The 17,957-nt window shown below is 42.3% G+C and carries 17 protein-coding genes; 10 read left to right on the top strand and 7 right to left on the bottom strand.

Features of this window, described 5'->3' with window-relative positions; translation table 11 throughout:
- The first annotated feature begins 334 nt into the window (after positions 1 to 334).
- From AM228_RS23660 to AM228_RS23650, 3 genes are all read left to right on the top strand, one after another.
- The gene (locus AM228_RS23660; RefSeq protein ID WP_156332010.1) at positions 335 to 1,693 is read left to right on the top strand and encodes an MATE family efflux transporter; all 1,359 of its coding nucleotides are present in this window, start codon (positions 335 to 337) and stop codon (positions 1,691 to 1,693) included.
- Positions 1,694 to 1,953: 260 nt separating this feature from the next.
- Complete coding sequence (locus AM228_RS23655; protein WP_156332009.1) at positions 1,954 to 2,184, top strand: NfeD family protein; 231 nt, start codon at positions 1,954 to 1,956, stop codon at positions 2,182 to 2,184.
- A gap of 322 nt (positions 2,185 to 2,506) precedes the next feature.
- Positions 2,507 to 3,688 carry an aldo/keto reductase gene (locus AM228_RS23650; RefSeq protein ID WP_054469394.1) on the top strand — a complete coding sequence of 394 codons (1,182 nt, stop codon included), beginning with the start codon at positions 2,507 to 2,509 and terminating at the stop codon, positions 3,686 to 3,688.
- Between the two features lie 257 nt (positions 3,689 to 3,945).
- On the opposite strand, the gene rsmG is transcribed toward AM228_RS23650, so the two are convergent.
- Positions 3,946 to 4,710: a 16S rRNA (guanine(527)-N(7))-methyltransferase RsmG gene (gene rsmG / locus AM228_RS23645; RefSeq protein WP_054469393.1), complete on the bottom strand. Its 765-nt coding sequence runs from the start codon at positions 4,708 to 4,710 to the stop codon at positions 3,946 to 3,948.
- Positions 4,711 to 4,848: 138 nt separating this feature from the next.
- On the opposite strand from rsmG, the gene AM228_RS33415 reads away from it, so the two are divergent.
- Both AM228_RS33415 and AM228_RS23640 read left to right on the top strand, forming a co-directional pair.
- Complete coding sequence (locus tag AM228_RS33415) at positions 4,849 to 5,043, top strand: hypothetical protein (protein ID WP_156332008.1); 195 nt, start codon at positions 4,849 to 4,851, stop codon at positions 5,041 to 5,043.
- Positions 5,044 to 5,061: 18 nt separating this feature from the next.
- Positions 5,062 to 5,979, top strand: coding sequence for a class I SAM-dependent methyltransferase (locus AM228_RS23640; RefSeq protein WP_054469392.1), 918 nt, complete (start codon positions 5,062 to 5,064; stop codon positions 5,977 to 5,979).
- 418 nt (positions 5,980 to 6,397) lie between these two features.
- Here AM228_RS23640 and AM228_RS23635 read toward each other — a convergent pair whose 3' ends face one another.
- Entirely contained in the window at positions 6,398 to 7,099 is a 702-nt protein-coding gene (locus tag AM228_RS23635) for a J domain-containing protein (protein ID WP_054469391.1), read from the bottom strand.
- Between the two features lie 142 nt (positions 7,100 to 7,241).
- Entirely contained in the window at positions 7,242 to 7,382 is a 141-nt protein-coding gene (locus AM228_RS33410) for a hypothetical protein (protein ID WP_156332007.1), read from the bottom strand.
- A gap of 312 nt (positions 7,383 to 7,694) precedes the next feature.
- Here AM228_RS33410 and AM228_RS23630 point away from each other — a divergent pair, with 312 nt between their 5' ends.
- The 3 genes from AM228_RS23630 (at position 7,695) to AM228_RS23620 (ending at position 10,407) form a co-directional block, all read left to right on the top strand.
- A complete protein-coding gene (locus AM228_RS23630; RefSeq protein ID WP_054469390.1) occupies positions 7,695 to 8,438 on the top strand; it encodes a hypothetical protein in 744 nt (247 codons plus the stop codon).
- 98 nt (positions 8,439 to 8,536) lie between these two features.
- A complete protein-coding gene (locus AM228_RS23625) occupies positions 8,537 to 9,454 on the top strand; it encodes a 2OG-Fe(II) oxygenase (RefSeq protein WP_054469389.1) in 918 nt (305 codons plus the stop codon).
- Positions 9,455 to 9,627: 173 nt separating this feature from the next.
- Positions 9,628 to 10,407 carry a hypothetical protein gene (locus tag AM228_RS23620; RefSeq protein ID WP_156332005.1) on the top strand — a complete coding sequence of 260 codons (780 nt, stop codon included), beginning with the start codon at positions 9,628 to 9,630 and terminating at the stop codon, positions 10,405 to 10,407.
- Between the two features lie 120 nt (positions 10,408 to 10,527).
- Here AM228_RS23620 and AM228_RS23615 read toward each other — a convergent pair whose 3' ends face one another.
- Complete coding sequence (locus tag AM228_RS23615) at positions 10,528 to 10,752, bottom strand: type II toxin-antitoxin system Phd/YefM family antitoxin (protein WP_054469387.1); 225 nt, start codon at positions 10,750 to 10,752, stop codon at positions 10,528 to 10,530.
- Between the two features lie 385 nt (positions 10,753 to 11,137).
- Entirely contained in the window at positions 11,138 to 12,931 is a 1,794-nt protein-coding gene (locus AM228_RS23610) for a tetratricopeptide repeat protein (RefSeq protein WP_082349032.1), read from the bottom strand.
- A gap of 415 nt (positions 12,932 to 13,346) precedes the next feature.
- Between AM228_RS23610 and AM228_RS23605 the strand changes: the two genes are divergently transcribed.
- Positions 13,347 to 15,836 (top strand): GAF domain-containing protein, encoded by a 2,490-nt coding sequence (locus AM228_RS23605; RefSeq protein ID WP_156332004.1) that lies wholly within the window; start codon positions 13,347 to 13,349, stop codon positions 15,834 to 15,836.
- 204 nt (positions 15,837 to 16,040) lie between these two features.
- Here the strand turns inward: AM228_RS23605 and AM228_RS23600 are convergent, their stop codons facing one another.
- Positions 16,041 to 16,430 carry a hypothetical protein gene (locus AM228_RS23600; RefSeq protein ID WP_054469385.1) on the bottom strand — a complete coding sequence of 130 codons (390 nt, stop codon included), beginning with the start codon at positions 16,428 to 16,430 and terminating at the stop codon, positions 16,041 to 16,043.
- A 264-nt stretch (positions 16,431 to 16,694) separates the two neighbouring features.
- Here AM228_RS23600 and AM228_RS23595 point away from each other — a divergent pair, with 264 nt between their 5' ends.
- Entirely contained in the window at positions 16,695 to 17,114 is a 420-nt protein-coding gene (locus AM228_RS23595) for a hypothetical protein (RefSeq protein WP_054469384.1), read from the top strand.
- A gap of 195 nt (positions 17,115 to 17,309) precedes the next feature.
- Here AM228_RS23595 and AM228_RS23590 read toward each other — a convergent pair whose 3' ends face one another.
- Positions 17,310 to 17,804, bottom strand: a complete 495-nt coding sequence (locus tag AM228_RS23590) for a hypothetical protein (RefSeq protein ID WP_054469383.1) — start codon at positions 17,802 to 17,804, stop codon at positions 17,310 to 17,312.
- Between the last annotated feature and the right edge of the window lie 153 nt (positions 17,805 to 17,957).

The raw sequence follows: 17,957 nt of genomic DNA, 5'->3' as shown, positions 1-17,957 counted from the left end.
TCCGGGTTTGATTCGGTGGTTGATTCGGTGGTTGATTCGCTGGTTGATTCGGTACTGGGTTGGGTCGCTAAAATTGCTGTCATAATTTTGGCCGATCCTTATGATGATTTGTCTTCAGGCTGGCTGTCTAAATTTTAGTGCAGATGTTTGGCTATAACAGAGAAGGGATTAGGCAAGGGATTAGGTATTTGTCTCGTATCCCGAATTAGATATCACTAAATAGTTATTTATTAATTTAGGGTTGCGGCGATTTAGGTTTGAGGCGATTTAGGGGTGTATCGCGTCTATTGAAAAGGCAACAGATTTTTTTGAGAGAGTTTTCTGGGAGTGTGAGGTGAGTCAGTTTTATTACGCGAAACCCCCGTTGACGAGAAGTATGGGTGAGGAGGTGTTGCGGTTGGCGATGCCCGCGATCGCCCAATTGCTGTTGCAAAGCTTAGTGTTTTTGCTCGATCGCATTATGCTAGGCCATTATTCGACTACGGCATTGGCATCAATGCGAGTCAGTAGTTCCCTGGATTGGTGTATTTCTACCACGTTTTCCGGGGCGTCCGTGGGGGCGATCGCTTTGATGGGACGGGCAGTGGGGGCGAATAAGCCCGCTTTAGCTGCTGCGGTGGTGCGGGTTTGTTGGCTATTTTCCTTAATTCTGGGCATGGCGATCGCTATCTTCAGTTGGTTTGCCCTCGACGATATACTCGGATGGTTTCCCTTCGGCAGCGTGGAAGTGCAAACTGCCGCCCACGAATATCTCAGAATTGTCCTTTCGGGGATGCCGTTGCAGTTGAGTTCGATGATGGCTGCGGCGTTACTCCAAGGTTCGGGGAATACCAAAACCCCTTTTTTTGTGGCGGCGATCGCTAATGGGGTGAACTTCGCCATCAACTATGGCCTGATTTTCGGGCATTTTGGCTTGCCAGAGTTGGGAGTGCGGGGTGCGGCGATCGGCACCGTAGTGGCAATGGGGGTTAATGCGATCGTCTTGGGGAGAATTCTCTATCGTCACCTTCAGACTATTTCTCCCCGTCGTCGGGGTGGGGAACTCGCTGCCCTCGGTCGGGTTTTGGATTTGTCCGCCCCAATTTTTAGTGAAAGACTATTTCGCAGCTTGGGTTATTTGGGTTTTACCGCGATTTTGGCCACCCTGGGTGATTTAGCGATGGCGACTTATGAAGTCACCGAAAGTATCGAGTTAATTCAATATCAGATTGCCGAAGGGTTTGGCATTGCTACAGCGGCGATCGTTTCTCAGCAATTAGGGGCGAAATCTCTCAAAAGTGCCGCAATTGGTGGACAAGTGTCCCTGGGGTTGGCGATCGCTGTCCTCAGTGTTGGCAGCATCATGTTTTTACTCGTTCCCCAGGGAATTTTAGAGGTATTTTCCCAAGATCCAGAAATTGTTGCTGCTGGGGTGCCTTGTTTAGTCATAGTGGCGATCGCGCAACCATTCATGGCCACTAGCATCGTCCTCGAACAAGTCCTCCGGGGTGCCGGAGATACTCGCACAGCCTTCTATATCTCCTTAGCCGGTTGGTTTTTAGTCCGCATGATCGCCACCTATTTATTTGTCTTTATCTTTCACCTCGGCTTAATCGGTGTTTGGATGGGTTCCACCTGTGACTGGATCGTTCGGTCTGCGATCTTGCTGTGGATATTTGTCCAAGGCCGATGGCAGAAAATTGCCGTACTGTAAAGACCGTACTATAAAGATACACCCACAATCACTGCCGGTGAATTTCCTGCTAACCCAGAAAAACTGCCAGAAAAACTGTGATTACCCCCTGGTCTTTTCACAAAAATTTACAATCTGACCATTTAATTTATCCGGATGACTTAGTGAATATGCTGATTAATATTTTTTAGATAACTAATTTAGGTAACAAAAAATCACCAAATTTAGTCATCTGGATGGGTATCTCAAAAATTGTAAGTCGTCAATTAGAGGAAAAAGTAATGAGTCACTTATTTCGCCCTGACAAAGTGCAACTATTTGCCGAACCTGTGGTTGGTTGGGTAGAACAAGAAATATCCGACAATCAACCGGGACGAGTTGCCTGCCAAGGCAGTTCTTGGCCTGCTCAATTGTATTGTGCCAAAAGCGAATTCGTTTTATTGCCCAATGAAGCTGTTTCAGTGGTTGGCAGCCAAGGCATTACTTTGTTAGTAGAACGCTTTCAAGGCTAAATGAGTTGATTGGAGTTGATTGAACTTCGATTTCATAGTGAATCATGTTTATTTCAGATTACTAGGCTAAATTGCCTAGTTTTTATGAACATAAAAATTTATTGATTAAATAATATTTAAATTATCTTAAATAATCATCTAAAAAATTAAAATTTTAAAAAATTGAGATTTTTTAAAATAAACAAAAATTTTAATTAAATAATCTTACTTTAGTTGAAAAAAATAATTAATCAGCGATCAATAATCAAAAAAAATAACCAAATTACCTGAAAATGTTCTATAATTTTCCTGGTTGCTTATTTTGTTTGATCCAGAAATAATCATGGAATACCGACGGTTTGGCCGCACAGAGTTGCAAATGCCAGTGTTTTCCTGTGGAGGGATGCGCTACCAACATTCTTGGCAAGATGTACCAAAATTGATGATTCCGGCAAAAAATCAGGAGATTGTGGAAGCGACAATTCAACGATCTCTAGAAGTGGGAATTAATCATATTGAAACGGCGAGGGCTTATGGCACTTCAGAAATTCAACTGGGGCAAATTTTACCCAAATTTACTCGCGATAGAATGATTGTCCAAACCAAAGTGACTTCTTTGGAAGATCCCAAAGAATTTAGCAAAAAGTTTGAGACTTCTTTAAAAAACCTGAAACTTGATTATGTGGATTTGTTAGGACTACATGGAATTAATACCCATGAATTGTTAGGCCAGGTGATGCGTCCTGGGGGATGTTTAGAGGTGGCCAGAAAGTTGCAATCCCAGGGAAAAGTTAGGTTTATTGGGTTTTCAACTCATGGCCCTACGGATGTAATTGTCAAAACTATTGAAACCGGCTGTTTTGATTATGTTAATCTCCATTGGTATTATATTAATCAGGGGAATTGGCCAGCGATCGAGGCGGCAACTAAACACGATATGGGAGTATTTATTATCAGTCCTTCCGATAAAGGAGGAAAACTCTATGAACCACCCCAAAAATTAGTGGACTTATGCGCTCCTTTGAGTCCCATTGTGTTTAATAATCTCTTTTGTCTCAGTCACCCTCAAGTGCATACCCTGAGTATTGGGCCGACAAAACCGACGGATTTTGATGAACATTTGAAAACTTTGCCCTGGTTAGACAAAGCCCAGGAAGTTTTACCGCCAATTTTAGAACGATTGAAACAAGAGGCGATCGCCTGTTTAGGAGAAGACTGGTTAAATACCTGGGAAATTGGCCTGCCCAAACCGGAAGAAACTCCGGGAAATATTAATATTCCGGTGATTTTATGGCTGAGAAATTTGGCCTTAGCTTATGACATGATTTCTTATGGCCAAATGCGTTATAACCTGCTCGGAAATGGCGGCCATTGGTTTCCCGGTGCCAATGCCAAAAAAGTCAAAAAATTAGATTTAAGTCAATGTTTAGCCAACAGTCCTCACCGGGATAAAATTCCCGCACTTCTGCTAGAAACCCATGAATTACTGGGGGGAGAAGAAGTGAAACGTTTATCCCAGAGTTAAGCCGGGAGGCGGGGGAGTGGGGGAGCGGGGGAGCGGGGGAGCGGGGGAGAGTGAAAAGTCGTAGGGGCGAATGGCCAAGAGAGAAAAGAGAGGAGAGAAAAGAGAGGAGAGAATATCTTTCCTATGCATCCTCTTTCCTATGCATCCTCTTTCCTATGCATCCTCTTTCCTCCCTTTCACTATTCACTCTCCCCTCTGCCCCTCTGCCGACGGCGGGCTCCTCTGCCCCGAAAGCCCCCCTGCACGATGGCGGCTCCCTACAGGGGTTTATGAGAAGGAAGCCCCACCGTCCGGGGATATTCCTCTGGGGTTGGGGCAATTTTCCGTAAGTAAATGCAATGACGGATCGCTTTACTAAAGGGGGTTTCAAATTTTTCAATAAAATCAATTGCCCCACCTAATTTTTTCACAGCAATTTCTAGGCTGTCTGTTTCGGCATCAGTCCAGTTGCCTCGATAAAGAATTCCTAGTCCGCCAATTTTTAATAGTGGTAGGGCATATTCGGCACAAACTGAGGCTTCAGCAACGGCGCGGGTGACGGCGACATGATATTGTGAGCGGTGTTCCGCTTCTTGCCCCAGTTCTTCAGCCCTAGCGGTGATTGCTTTGGCATTTTCCATGCCTAATCGGTGAATGACACTATTAATAAAAATAATTTTTTTATTGGTGGAATCAAATAAGGTGACTTGCCAATCGGGACGGGCGATCGCGATCGGTAAACCGGGAAAACCTGCCCCTGTACCAATGTCAATTAATTGTACCGGCATTTCATTTTCTGTGGCGATGGAATCCCCTTGTAAAAAGGGCGAGATTCCCCGTAAAGAATCCCACAAATGTTTTTCCCAAAACTCTTTAGGTTCGACAATTCTAGTTAAATTCATCTGCTGGTTGGCTTCCAGGATAAAGTCATAAAAGCTTTGGAATTCTAATATATGACCTTCATCAGGCTGCCAATTCATTGTGCTTTGCCAGAGATGGATATATTTGGGTAAACCTGATTGTTGGATGATGTTTTTAGCCATAGTTGTGTTGAATTGAGTCAGAGTTTGAAGTTAGTTAAATAGTTTAAAATATTTTGGGATTTTTTGAAAAAAATTATAGATTAATTTAAGATTAAACATTTTTGGAGAAAGGCGAAAATTAATTGAGAGCAATTGTCTTTGGTCATTTGTCCTTTGTCATTTGCTCACGGAGAAGTGATTTTCTGTGACTGGGAGCATCGGCTAAAACCACCAGGACACAAAGAACACGAGGATTTTCTCGGCGATCTCTGTGTCTCTGTGGTGAAAACTCTCTGGGCAGATAAGCTGATAAACTATCTACTGACTTCAATCAAAAACAGCTTAATCACCTAACACCGATCGATACTAAATATGACTACTGCTGTATCACAAAATCCTGGACTCGCTTCTCGCTTGGTCAATGGCTTACTCGCGATTAAACCATTGGCGAACTATGCCAAACATCAAGCCCGTCAAATGATGATCGATCGCGCCGAAAAAATGGGAGTATCTTGGCGTAAAGAAGCGGAAACCCTGAGAAACCGCAACTGGGACGCGGAATTGGCCCAAGTACAAAATCCCCAATTAGTCTATCCCGACTATTATGTTTGTTCGTTTCATGCTTATGAAACCGGCAATTTAAGCTGGGAAGCTGCCAGTGAGGTGGAAGTAGCCGCGATCGCAGTTCATGCGAAAATTTGGCCAGAAGCGGGGATTAACGGTGATGCCAAACTGCGCCAAAGTTACCACGATATTCTCAAATCCCAATTACCCCAAGCCCCCCGCGATATTGTTGATTTGGGGTGTTCCGTGGGTATGAGCGCCTTTGCCTTACAAGAACTTTATCCCGAAGCATCTCTCACTGGTGTGGATTTATCCCAATATTTTCTTGCGGTAGCGCAATATCGTTCACAACAGCGAAATATTCCGATTAAATGGGTTCATGCAGCGGCAGAATCCACAGGTTTACCAGAAAATTCTTGTGATTTAGTTTCGGCTTGTTTAATGTTCCATGAACTGCCCCAAGAACCTAGTCGGCAAATTTTCCAAGAAGCCCGACGGTTATTGCGTCCCGGTGGACATTTGGCGATTATGGATATGAATCCCAAATCCGCAGCTTTTGCCCAAATGCCGCCATATATTTTCACCTTACTCAAAAGTACGGAACCTTATATGGATGAGTATTTTACCTTGGATATTTCCCAGGCAATTATTGACGCTGGTTTCCAAGCCCCTCGGATTACCATTAATAGTCCCCGCCATCGAACTATTATTGCTCAAGTTGCTTAATCTTTCCGCTTGAATATTGAATGATTACCTCGGTGTTTTCGGGATAATCATTCAATAACTTATCCCCATAAATTATCCTCATTTCATACGGGCGAAGCTGTGGTGCGTCTAGGCTGGAATAGAAGTTAATTGTTTATATCTTAAAATACTTGCCAGCCTAACACACCCTACATTTTGCTACATTTTGCTAACACACCCTAATGTGGTGCGTCTAGGCTGGGATAGGAGTTAATTGTTTATGTCTTAAAATACTTGCCAGCCTAACACACCCTACATTTTGCTTAAACTTCCGCGAACACACCCTAATGTGGTGCGTCTAGGCTGGGATAGGAGTTAATTGTTTATGTCTTAAAATACTTGCCAGCCTAACACACCCTACATTTTGCTACATTTTGCTAGATTTTGCTAATCCAAAAAGTTAGCGAAAGAGTTGGCGAATTGCTTCTTGGGCGTCGTCGCTTAAATCAGCGGCAATTCTCATCAACTCGTGACCAGTATGTAAGTAGTGTTCATCATAGTTAAGGGTGAAAAATTCTAACTCTTCAATGCCATCACCGACTTGATTTAGGGCATAGTAAAGGTTAGCGGCGATCGCCGCGACATTTTTCGGGTTGGGCATAGCGCGAAAATGTTTTTGCGCCTGGTTAAATAACCGCCGACAACTATTTAAATAGGCTTGAAAGTCTGCCATCAGTTCATCATCAAAAGGATCCGCCGATAGCTGGTCAATTTCATCATCCAAAGCTGATAAAATTTGCTGGATAATTTGATTAACCGGGGTATAAACTTGTTTAATCCAGTGATGAAAATGTGCATCAGTATCTCGTTCGTTTTGCTTTTGCTGCCGATACTGATTTTGAGCATAAACTGTGCGCTCTTGCCGAGAATTTTCCCGGTATTTTGAACCATGAATTTCTTGATCGTAGTCTTGTCGGCGTTGTCGATCTTTTAAGATTTCATAAGCGGCATTAATTCTAATAATATCCTCGTGATTCGCCGTATCACAGTGACTATCCGGGTGAAATCTTTTCACCAGTTGGCGATAAGATGCTTTGATTTCTTGTTGGGTAGCGCTGCGACTGACCCCCAGGGTTTCATAAGGATTCGGTTTCGTCGTCATATCTGGATGATTTTTTTGAAATTGATAATTCAGGAATGGGCAATGATACCTAGGATTTCAATGCTTGCTTGTGGCGATCGCACAACGGGAAACCTTCAGACCCTGGGTCAATCTGATGCCAAAAAATTCCTGACCTCACAAATCATAATACAATCATCCGCAGAAAGCTATCAGTAGTCAGTCGGTTGCGGCTAGTTTGCGGCTGATTTTCCGGTAAGTCACTCATCTCTGACCAGTAATCGTGGATAGCTGAAGACAGAGAATCCCTAGTCAAAAAACTCACTTGCGAATCCCGTGTCTCTGATTTTTACCCCCAGGCCCTAGTTGTTTATCGGTGAGTAACCCTGTACAATGAATTACCATGAATTACAATGAATTACAATGAATAAGATTGTTCGGCAGATAACTGGGAACTTATTCCAGTCAAAATAGTCGGTCATGGCGAAATATTAAGCCGTACAATCCGAGTAATTTATCGGGTTATTCACCAACAAAATTATTTAATATTTTGGGTAAATTTAACCTGGTTTTGTCAAAACATGGCTGAAAATTGCTTATAATGGCTTAAATAATCATCATCGGAAACTTTTTCTATATGGCATTCCAACCCAACCCCAATCAAGCTTACAGTTTAGAAGATATTCACCAAGTATTGTTAGTAATCGAACAGATTCAAAAGTTAAGTTTAAGACCCCAAAAAAGTGAACTGATTAACACGGTGATTCAACAACTGACTCGGTTAATCGGGTCTAAAAAATTCCCCGTCCAAGTTGCCGCCAAAACCCATGAGGAGTTAAGAACGCTTTTAGAATCACTGACCGCGGCGGAAATGGATCAGATCGATCTGGCGATCGGTGAACCAAAAATCGATGTGGCTGTTTTGACGAACCAAGAAATTAAACAAATCTTGTTAATTTTAGAAGGAATTATTGCCCTAAATTTAAGACCTCAACAAAGTCAATTGATTCAATTTATGATTCAACAACTCCAACCTCTCACCGGGCAAGAAAAACCAGAAATATTAATCAAAACCGCCCAAGCGCTGCAAATTGAAGCTATCTTGAATTCTTTGACTGCCGAAGAACAAAAAAGCTTAGACAAAATTATTCCCCAACCGGAGAGCCAGCCTTATTTTTTGACCCAAGCGGAATTAAACGATTTGCTATCAATTCTCCGTGAGTTGCAACACTTTAAGCAAAATCCTGAGATTGCACAGGTGGCTGAAGCTTTAGTGCCAGACTTGGAGAAACTACAAGCACAGGGAGAAGCTGAAGTAGAGCTTCACGGTATGTATGCAGCGCAAATTCAAATGATTATGGAAGAACTAATGCCGGTATAATCTAGAGTGTCCGTTGCCAAATATCCTCTTTTTATGCTTTACTCTGATGGTAAAGTATTAATTTAAATTTTCAGATATCTAACTTTATGACTGAGCTTATGACTGAGCCAAATTTAGCGAATTTACCGAATGATATCGATAAAGTTCATGTAATGTTGAGTCTTGCTGGAGGGCATCAATGTGCTTTGGCACTCAACTCCGCGAACGATCCCCTGTTGAGTGAACTATTTGATGCGTTAATTAAGCGATCGCAAAATCAACCCGCCAATCGCATCTTTAAAATTCCCCTAGATGAAGGGAGATCGGCCATGTATATTCCCAGTGAATCTATTGTTAGTATCGCCACTTCTCCGCCGATGCAATTAGATAGCACGGGTTTAATTTTAAAACATTTTCACAACGTGGAAATCCCCTCAACTTATGCATTAGGCGCCCAATATCTCCAGTTTGATAACTTTTTGTCTGGGGAAGAACATCAGCAACTTTTGACTTATGCCATATCAACTGAATCCCAATTTGTCGGCAGTACCACTACCAATAATCTGAGTGATTATCGCAAGTCTAAAGTAGTTTATTCTCCCGATGCAAATGTCCTGCAACCACTGCTGAATCGAATTCATGCATTGCTGCCAGAAGTTTTGCCAAAGTTAGGCTTATCTCCTTTTAATATTGCCCGAATCGATAGCCAATTAACCGCCAGTAATGATGGGGAATTTTATAAAATCCATGATGACAATAGTTCCCCGCCGACGGCGACTCGACAGCTTACCTATGTCTATTACTTTTATCGAGAACCAAAATCATTTACTGGGGGAGAATTAAGAATGTACAATAATAAAATTGAAAACCATTATTGGACGCGAGGGGAAGGATTTACCACCATTGAACCCCGCAACAATAGTATTGTGTTTTTCTTTAGTGGTTACGAGCACGAAGTGTTGCCCGTTAACTGTCAGTCTAAAGCTTTTGCGGATAGTCGATTTACGATAAATGGCTGGATGTCCAGAGCGAATTAATTCACAATTTACTATTCGATGCATTATAGCAAAGCAGGGCATAATTTTACCCCTGCTTTAGGCTGGCAAGTTCTTACGGACTGGTTGATAGCTAGGCGATCGCTCATATTCTAAGCAAAAATATGGGCAAGTATTGGTTGAAGTGCAAGTCAATCGCAATTCAAACCCTAAGTATGAATCAGCATTCAGTGAATTCAAGAAAACATTTTCGATTTCCCAATCCACTCAAAACCCCAGCTTTGACAGCGGCTTTTCTAGCGGTAGGTACAGTCTTAAGCACGATCGCCGGTTTTGGATGGGGAAATCCTTGGTTAATGCCAATTTTGGGTGCGGCAGTTTCTTATCCGATTTTGCTATTTTATGTCCAGCGCGATCGCCATCGAAGCGCGATCGGTTGGATGTTGTTTTGGGCTCTGTGTCAAAGTGTCGCGGTTGCCGTTGCCACTACTTTCGCCCCAGAAAAAGCGGCTCAAGTGGTTCTTAGTGGCACTTCCTCCACCGCAGAAATGTTGCATTGGATTCGGACAGGAACCGGGGCAGAAGGTTCGCTGCGTTTGTTTTTACCAACTCACTTGCGAAGCTACCTGGTTTTTTGTATTTTGTCTCTGATTACCTGTGGAAGTGGGGCGTTGATTTTGGGGACTTACCAACTGAATTATATGAATTTTTATGTGGCCCAATTGATCCAACTGAGTGTGAATCCTTGGCTTTCAGGGGCGATCGCTTGGCCAATTTGGTCTATGTTGCGAGTCATTGGGTATCTCTACACTGGAGTTGCCCTCACTGCTGGGGGTTTAAACCTAATTAGTCTGCTGAAAAAACAAGTCCCAACCCATCAGTTTCCTCAAAGATTTTTGTTGCTTGGGTTTGGATTTGTGGTGGGGGATATTGTGGTCAAAGCAGCATTAGCACCGATTTGGCAAAAACTGTTACTCAAGGGTCTTTTGGGCTAAATAAATTTCCTCAGCACGGGTATTCATTATCAGATTCCAACAAATCAATGGCATTCTGGCTAAGATTGGGGCTATCGTTGATAAACCATAGAAATATATGAGTATCGATGAGGAGCTTCACTACATATACTCCTGAAAATCTTCTAAGGGATCATCAAAATCTGGAGATATCCAAATTTGACCTTTGGCGCTGCCCCGTTGCCTTTTTTTTGTACCTGGGGAAAACTGACTCAGTTTCAAAATAGGTTGATTGTTTTGAGTAATGATAATTTCTTCACCATTTAGAGCCGATTTCAGCCAAGAAGAAATCTCAGTTGTTGCTTGGGTAGTGTCAACTTTCTGCATTGTTGATTCCGGGATGGGAGATGGATCGATTCGTTTTAGTTATATATGTCGGCATATCGATAATAGCAATACTATTTTCAAGTAAATTTTGGCGTTTGTCAATAGTATTTGAGAAAAAAATTGTGATTTTTCACCACAAAGACACAAAGATTCACAAAGAAAATAAACCCGGTTTTTGAACCCCCCCCAAAGACCAAGAAACCGGGTTTCTTTTCGCCCCGCTACCCCGCGAATAGAGAGGCATAGAAGAGACAAAAGAGATGCATAGAAAAGATAAGAGAGATGCATAGAATTTTCAGAAGCATCATTAGCACCTATGCATCCTCTTTCCTCTATCCTCTTTCCTCTCCTGCTCCCCCGCTCCTCTGCACCCCCGCACCCACTCCTACGCGGCGGCTTCATGGTGCAGTTTGGCCATTAAATAGTTCAGACTTAATCGCGCTTCTTCGGCTTGTTCTGGTTGAATATTAATCGCCCGTTTATAAGAAGCCACGGCTTCTTCAAATCTTTGCAATTTTTCTAATAGTTTGCCGCAGTTATACCAAAGTCTTGGGTCGTCGGGTTTAATTTCGATCGCCTTATCATAGGAGGCGATCGCTTCATTATATCGGTGCAACTGTTCTAATAAATTGCCCCGATTATACCAGGATTCATAATTTTGCTGGTTGAGGGTGATGGCTTTTTGGTATGAAGAGATCGCTGCTTCATACTGCTGCATTTTTCCCAGCATAAAGCCTCGGTTATGCCACACTTTATAATCATCATTTCTCAGTGCAATGGCTTGATTATAAGCGTTGACGGATTCAACATATCGCTGCAATTGACCCAAAGCGTTGCCTAAATTATACCAAGATTCATATTTTTTCTGGTCGATAATCACCGCTTGTTTGTAGGCGATCGCCGCTTGTTCTGTTTGTTGCAACTTGGCTAATAAATTGCCTTTTAAATGCCAAAATTCATATTTTTCAGGTGCTAATAAACTTGCTTTTTCATAAGCGGTCAGGGCTTCAGCATATTTTTGTAACCGGGCTAATAAACTGCCTTTCTGCTGCCAATATTCAGAATTATTTGGTTGCAGGGCAATTGCTTTGTCATAAGAGGCGATCGCTTCTGAATGCTGTTGTAATCTAACTAAAATATGCCCCCGATTTACCCAAAAGTCTGCCCGTTCCGGTTGCAGGGCGATCGCGCGATCGTAAGCCGCTAATGCTTCGGAATATTGTTGTAAACAGCCCAAAGCCTGCCCCCGATTATACCAAGCTTCAGCATGATTCGGATTCAGGGAAATCGCTTGATTATAGGCAAGTACCGCATCAGCATAATAGCCTTGCTGCGACAGTTGATTGCCTTGATGAAGATAATCTTCAACCTTCACTTTCCCTGAATTCACTAAACCCTGACTTTGAGGGTTTAGTGGGCGATTTTCATAGTGCTGATAAAATTGGTCGGAAAGTTTCTGCATTAAAGTATCGGGATGAATTTTGGCAATTTTTTCTAAAGCTTTATCTCTGGCATCATACACTTCTAATACTAGATGTTGTAACTGGGTCAACCAGTCAGATTTAATCGATTCAAACTGTTGAGCCGATAAACCTTGCTGATTCAGTTGATTGCGAAATTTACCAACCTCTTGCTCATACCCGGAGGCTAAAGTTTCTAACTTAGATTGAAAAATTTTTGATAACATTTCCGCTTTTTGACTAGCCTTACTCAGTTGTAACTCTAATTCTCCTAATTCAGAAATTTCTTGGCGAATTTCTTTGATAATATTCTGAATAATCCAAGGTTTAATCAGCCACAAAAACGCGATCGCCCCAATGGGGGATAAAATAAAATTCAACAGCAAAGTGCTTAACCCAGTCATCTGCCCATGAGACAAATGTTGATTTTTACTGAAATATGGAGAATTTAACCAACTGACTAATTGGGTATTTTCGGCATTAGATGGGTCTAAACCACCAGCATGGATGGGGGAATTCAGCGTTTCTGGCAAACTAATCGATGCCATTAAATCTGGGGCATAATTTGCGGCTGGATTAGGCAAACAATGATTAAATTCAGGGGATGAATTATCCAATAGGCTTTGACTAGGACAAAGGGGATTTGCACTGGCTTGACCCATCAAATCTTGACCCAGTAACATACCAACCGTTAGCACGCTTAAATGAGAGTATTTCATAACAGTAAATATTTTTTGGTAATTTTTTTGGTAAAATTTAAATAGGACTTAGGCAATTTTTCGGATCCCGTCCGACCAAGGGGCAGAATTTATCAATTTTTCGGTAAAAGAGAAAAAAGAAGCTGCCAAAGGGGAGAGGCAAGCGGGGAGAGGCAAGCGGGGAGATGCCGGAAAATTTAGGCATCCGTGTTTTGGCAAATAGGAGATTAGGAGATTAGGAGATTAGGAGATTAGGAGATTAGGAGATGCTGCCGAAATTTTCCTCATGGCCATACCAGATTTAATCAGCAATGTTAGGCTATTAATATGAGCAAAAAATTACCGGGAATAAATACTGCTACTAGACAATCCCCTCAAAATCAGGATAAAAAGTAGTCAGAATCAGAAAAAATCACCAAAAATCACTGCCAAAGCAGTGGTTTTTACCCAGGTGAATGATTATTGCGATCGCCAGTCCGGGAGTGAAGTCAAGGAAAATCACTCAAAAAATCGAGTCAGCAATTCGCGATCGCACCCTTGGAAAACTTTTGATGTCAAACATGAAGCGTTCAGGGAACCCACTATGTCTAATTCTTCATCCAATTATCCAGAAAAGAAAAGCCCAGAAAATGGCTATCTAACCATTGATTCCGATCCAGAGAAAACAAACCAAATATCCGCAGCGGATCCAGAATTTTTAGAGTTGGAAGCATTTTTGCCTACTTTAGCCTCGCAACTCCCCGATGCCCCAGGTATGGAGCAACTCAACGCCTGGAAGCAAGCCCTAGGGTGGCTGAGTACCTTACGGCAAGCGAGTCGAGTCTTGATGGCCGCGATCGCCCCAGAGACTTTTCGCGTCACTTATGCCAATGATTATTTTTGCCGGTTTTTTGGCCTTTCCTCCACCAGCACAGGTTTTCTCCACCAAGAAATTACTTTATTCGATCTATTTAGCAATTTAGAAGAAGCAAAAGTGCGGCAATGGTATCGCCGCCATTTGCTTTATCAATTTCTCCGGCAACGATATGCCATTGACTGCCACAAACCGGGCTACATAGACGAATCTATTACCCTCAGCGTTAATAGTGTTTTATATCCAGAACCGAGGTTAATAAAATTCTGGCTAAATTCTCAAGGATTAAAAGTTTCTGTGGCGGAGCAACTCACCGATAAATTAAGTAAGTTAAGTAATTTTTTGCCGTCATCTGTAACCCCAGAAAAAATTATAGCAGATCAATTGAGTGACGCTGAACAATTAGAAAGTTTGATGAAAAAGCTGAACCTAGATCATTACCGAGTTAAAGGTTTTTTGCTCTGGGAAGCTTTTGATGTCACCGTTGAGCAACAGATGCAGCAAGTTATCCAAAGGCTCACAGGTCGAGAATCTATTCTCAGACCAGAAGGATTTCGCCAACTCGATCGGGAAATGCGATCGCTATTTCTGGCGGATAAAACTCTGTTTCTCAGTGCCGAACAAGACCCGGCTCGTTTATTTAGTGAAACCGAATTTCAAGAACTCAGTGTGATTAGTTATTCCCTAGAATTTTTGCAGGGATCTCATTTCCAAAAAGCCGCAGACTCCAATCAAATTTGTCAGATCCCGGATCTGCGTTTAGATGCTCCCACCGAATGCGATCGCCAACTACTCGAAAGCGGTGTTCGCTCTCTATTACTTATTCCCCTGGTCATTGGCATCAGCCATAATTATGAAAACTATGATGAAAACCATCAGCAGCCGATGGGATTAGTGGTATTAACCAGTAGTCAGCCGAATCACTTTAATCAGGGGGATTTGCACAATGCCAAACAACTGATTTCGCCTTTTACCGCTGCATTGCGTCAAGCTTTACAACAAAGAACAACTTCTTTTAATAATATTCATCCCTCCGTAGAAGCGCGATTTTTACAAGAAGCGGAAAGAAGAAGTTGGGGTTTACCTCCCGAACCGATTGTGTTTAAGAATGTCTATCCGCTTTACGGGATTTCCGATATTCGAGGCTCGTCTCAAGAACGAAATCGGGCAATTCAAAAAGATTTGCTGGCGCAATATGGCCTTGGGATTAAAATTGTCGAGGCAGTTTGTGAATACCAAAACAGCGATTTAGTCCAACAACTGCGCCTTGATTTACTTGAGCAAATTGAGCATTTAAAAGAAGGGATTACGGTTGATTCAGAAGTAACCGCTACTGAATATTTACAAAATAATCTAGAAATTTATTTTGATTATTTTGCCGAATGTGGTATTCCTGCCGCTGAAGCAGTGCAAGCCTATACAGAAGCTTGTGCTAACGAACATCAATGTGTTTATCAAGCCAGAGCGCGGTATGACGAAGCGGTGAATCAGATTAATCAGTGTTTACGGGAAACTTGGGAATCTTGGCAAGAAAAGATGCAAAAAATTATTCCCCATTACTGTGATATTGAATGCACTGATGGCATCGATCACATGATTTATGTGGGGAAATCGATTCACGGGGACTTTTGTTTATTCCATTTGCGGAGTTTACGTTATGAACAGTTGAAAGCAGTTTGTGATTGTGCGCGGACGGCTTTCAAAATTCAGCAAGATTATGATACCCAGTTGAAACTGACCCATTTAGTTTTGGTACAAGACACATCCATTGATATTTTTCACGACGAAAAGACGGAACGGTTGTTTGATGTGGGAGGAACGCGAGACACTCGCTATGAGATTGTCAAAAAACGCATTGACAAAGGGGTCGATCAGCGATCGCAAGAACGAATCACTCAACCGGGAATGTTAACCTTGGTTTACTCCACGAACAAAGAATGGGAAGAATACCAAAAATATCTTTGTTATTTATCCAGAGAGGGTTGGGTCGAACCGAAAATTCAATCCGGTAATGTTGAACCTCTCCAAGGAGTGACTGGTCTCAAATTTGCTCGTGTCCGCGTCCTGCCCTAAGTAACACTTCTGAACAATTGCTTGATTGGTTTACCGCGTTTTTCAGATTAATAAACCACGGTAGGGCGAAGCATTCCGGTACTAAGATTAATATTTTCAGCATTGTAGGGGCGAATGGCCATTCGCCCCTACTGCCGGAATGCTTCGCCCCTACAAGTGTTTGTGGTTCGTGAAGAATGGAAAGCGCTGTAGGTCAAGCAATTGTTATTCAGATTTCCAGCCCTCTGCTTCTAATTGACGACAAGCGGCTAAACCCAAGCTGGGATTTTGCCGATATTCCTCCTGGGGAACCCAAACAGTCACGCTTTGATCCAAGGCGATCGCATAAAGATATTCCACATCAGGGTCATAGACATTGGTGCCGATTCGCAAATTTGAGTAATCATCCTCACAGATTTCAAAGCCAAGTCGGACGATAATCTGAGCGGCCAAACACTCAGGAGTATTGTGATATTCCCCAGCCGCTTCTCTTTCTTGCCAAAATTTTGCTAGAAATGGCTGAAGCAAGCGTCTAACTTTTTCCGGGGCGCCATTGCGACTAGCATAGATGATCGCCGAATTTCCTTCGATAATGATGTGACAGGGTATTGCCATGTTAGTGGATCCTAGTACCTCGCTGGGAGAAACAGTGCGATCAGCACCTCTTATGCTGATAAGAGTGAACTGCCAACCTCACATATCCATCTATCACTCATACCATTTCTTGTTTCAAGACAGACATCAACCTCCCAGTTCCTACATCGACGATTGGTGACTTGCGATCTGAAAATCCACAAATTACCAACCCAGGAACCCCCGAAATTATCAATTTTTTTACGAATTTCTGATTTTTAAGTCTCGTTAATCGGAGGATAAACCGTGAACGCCGCTGAACAAGTGAAAAACTTTGAACTCGCCAGCAAAATTGCCGCTGTGGTCAATCTGTTTAAGTCAGAGTTTCCTGATGTCAGATCCGACCTCAAACCCTGGATGAACGATCCCGAAACCAAAGAACTGGTCGATCCAGATTCTATTGATATTGGTTTCCATTTTCCAGGGCGCAGTCACTCTTTCCAAAGTCGCAGTATTTTAGTGCAAATTCGGTTTTATGAAGATCCCTTAGAAAAACATCGACGGGCGATCGGGGTTGAAGCTGCTGGTTACGATCATCAAGGGCAACAATGGCGATTTTCCACTATTGAAAATTGGCGATTTGTTGGGACAACTGCACCTACCCCCGAAGTAGCCCAAAAGCTAAAAAATTTTTGCCATAAAATTTTTGAAGTGTTTAACGGCTAATCTAATGGCTAAACTTTCGTGATAGTCATCAGAAATAGACGGCAGAGGACAGAAGGCAAAAAGATGGGGAGGATGATGGGGTAAATATAAATAGGCGATAAATAGGATAGGCGTGTAGGGGCGAAGGTTATGGGGATAAATCTCTGAGAAAAAGCAACAGATTATTGAACGATAATCATCGCCACTACAAAATTTTTAATTCAAGTAAATGCCCGAATTCGTTTCAGAGCAATCTGATAATTTTAGATGAATTGACACCGCTGAACAAGCCTGACTATGTTGTTTGCACAACTGAGCATATTGATTGTACAATTTCTTATAAGTACACCGTTGCTTGTCTGACAAATTATTTTGATTGAGTTTTTGGGCATATTTTTGCAACAATCTTTCATATCGACCCGCCAGGTCTTGCTGCTTTGACAACAAATGCTTAGTACATTCAATGTTTTCTTGATAAGCCGAAAATACCGCAGCATATTGTTTAGCTAAACTATCTGACTGCCCTAATGTGGTGGGATTTCCTGGCTCAAGATTATCTAATCGCTCAAATAAGCGCTGATACTGATTCGTTAATCTAGCTAAAGTTTGTTGTTCATCGGGTAATAAAGACTCTCTGATCGCGGTGGTGGAAGATTCATCAGCCATGAGCGCCGAACTTAATAATGCAAAGAACCCTGATTGTTTGTGCATAAAATTTTTCTATATTTCCAGTGAGTAACCAAAAAATTAATCGATTGAAATTTCCCTGGATCAAAGCTTTTCTTGACTTTAGCTAGATATTGGCAATCTTGACATCAGCCATTTGGCTGATCTTTCTATCTTGCATCAGGCATATTGCCCAGA

Origin of the sequence: Planktothricoides sp. SR001 (assembly GCF_001276715.1) — a bacterium.
Classification (GTDB): Bacteria; Cyanobacteriota; Cyanobacteriia; order Cyanobacteriales; family Laspinemataceae; genus Planktothricoides; species Planktothricoides raciborskii.
This window is presented reverse-complemented; position numbering and strand designations above follow the sequence as displayed.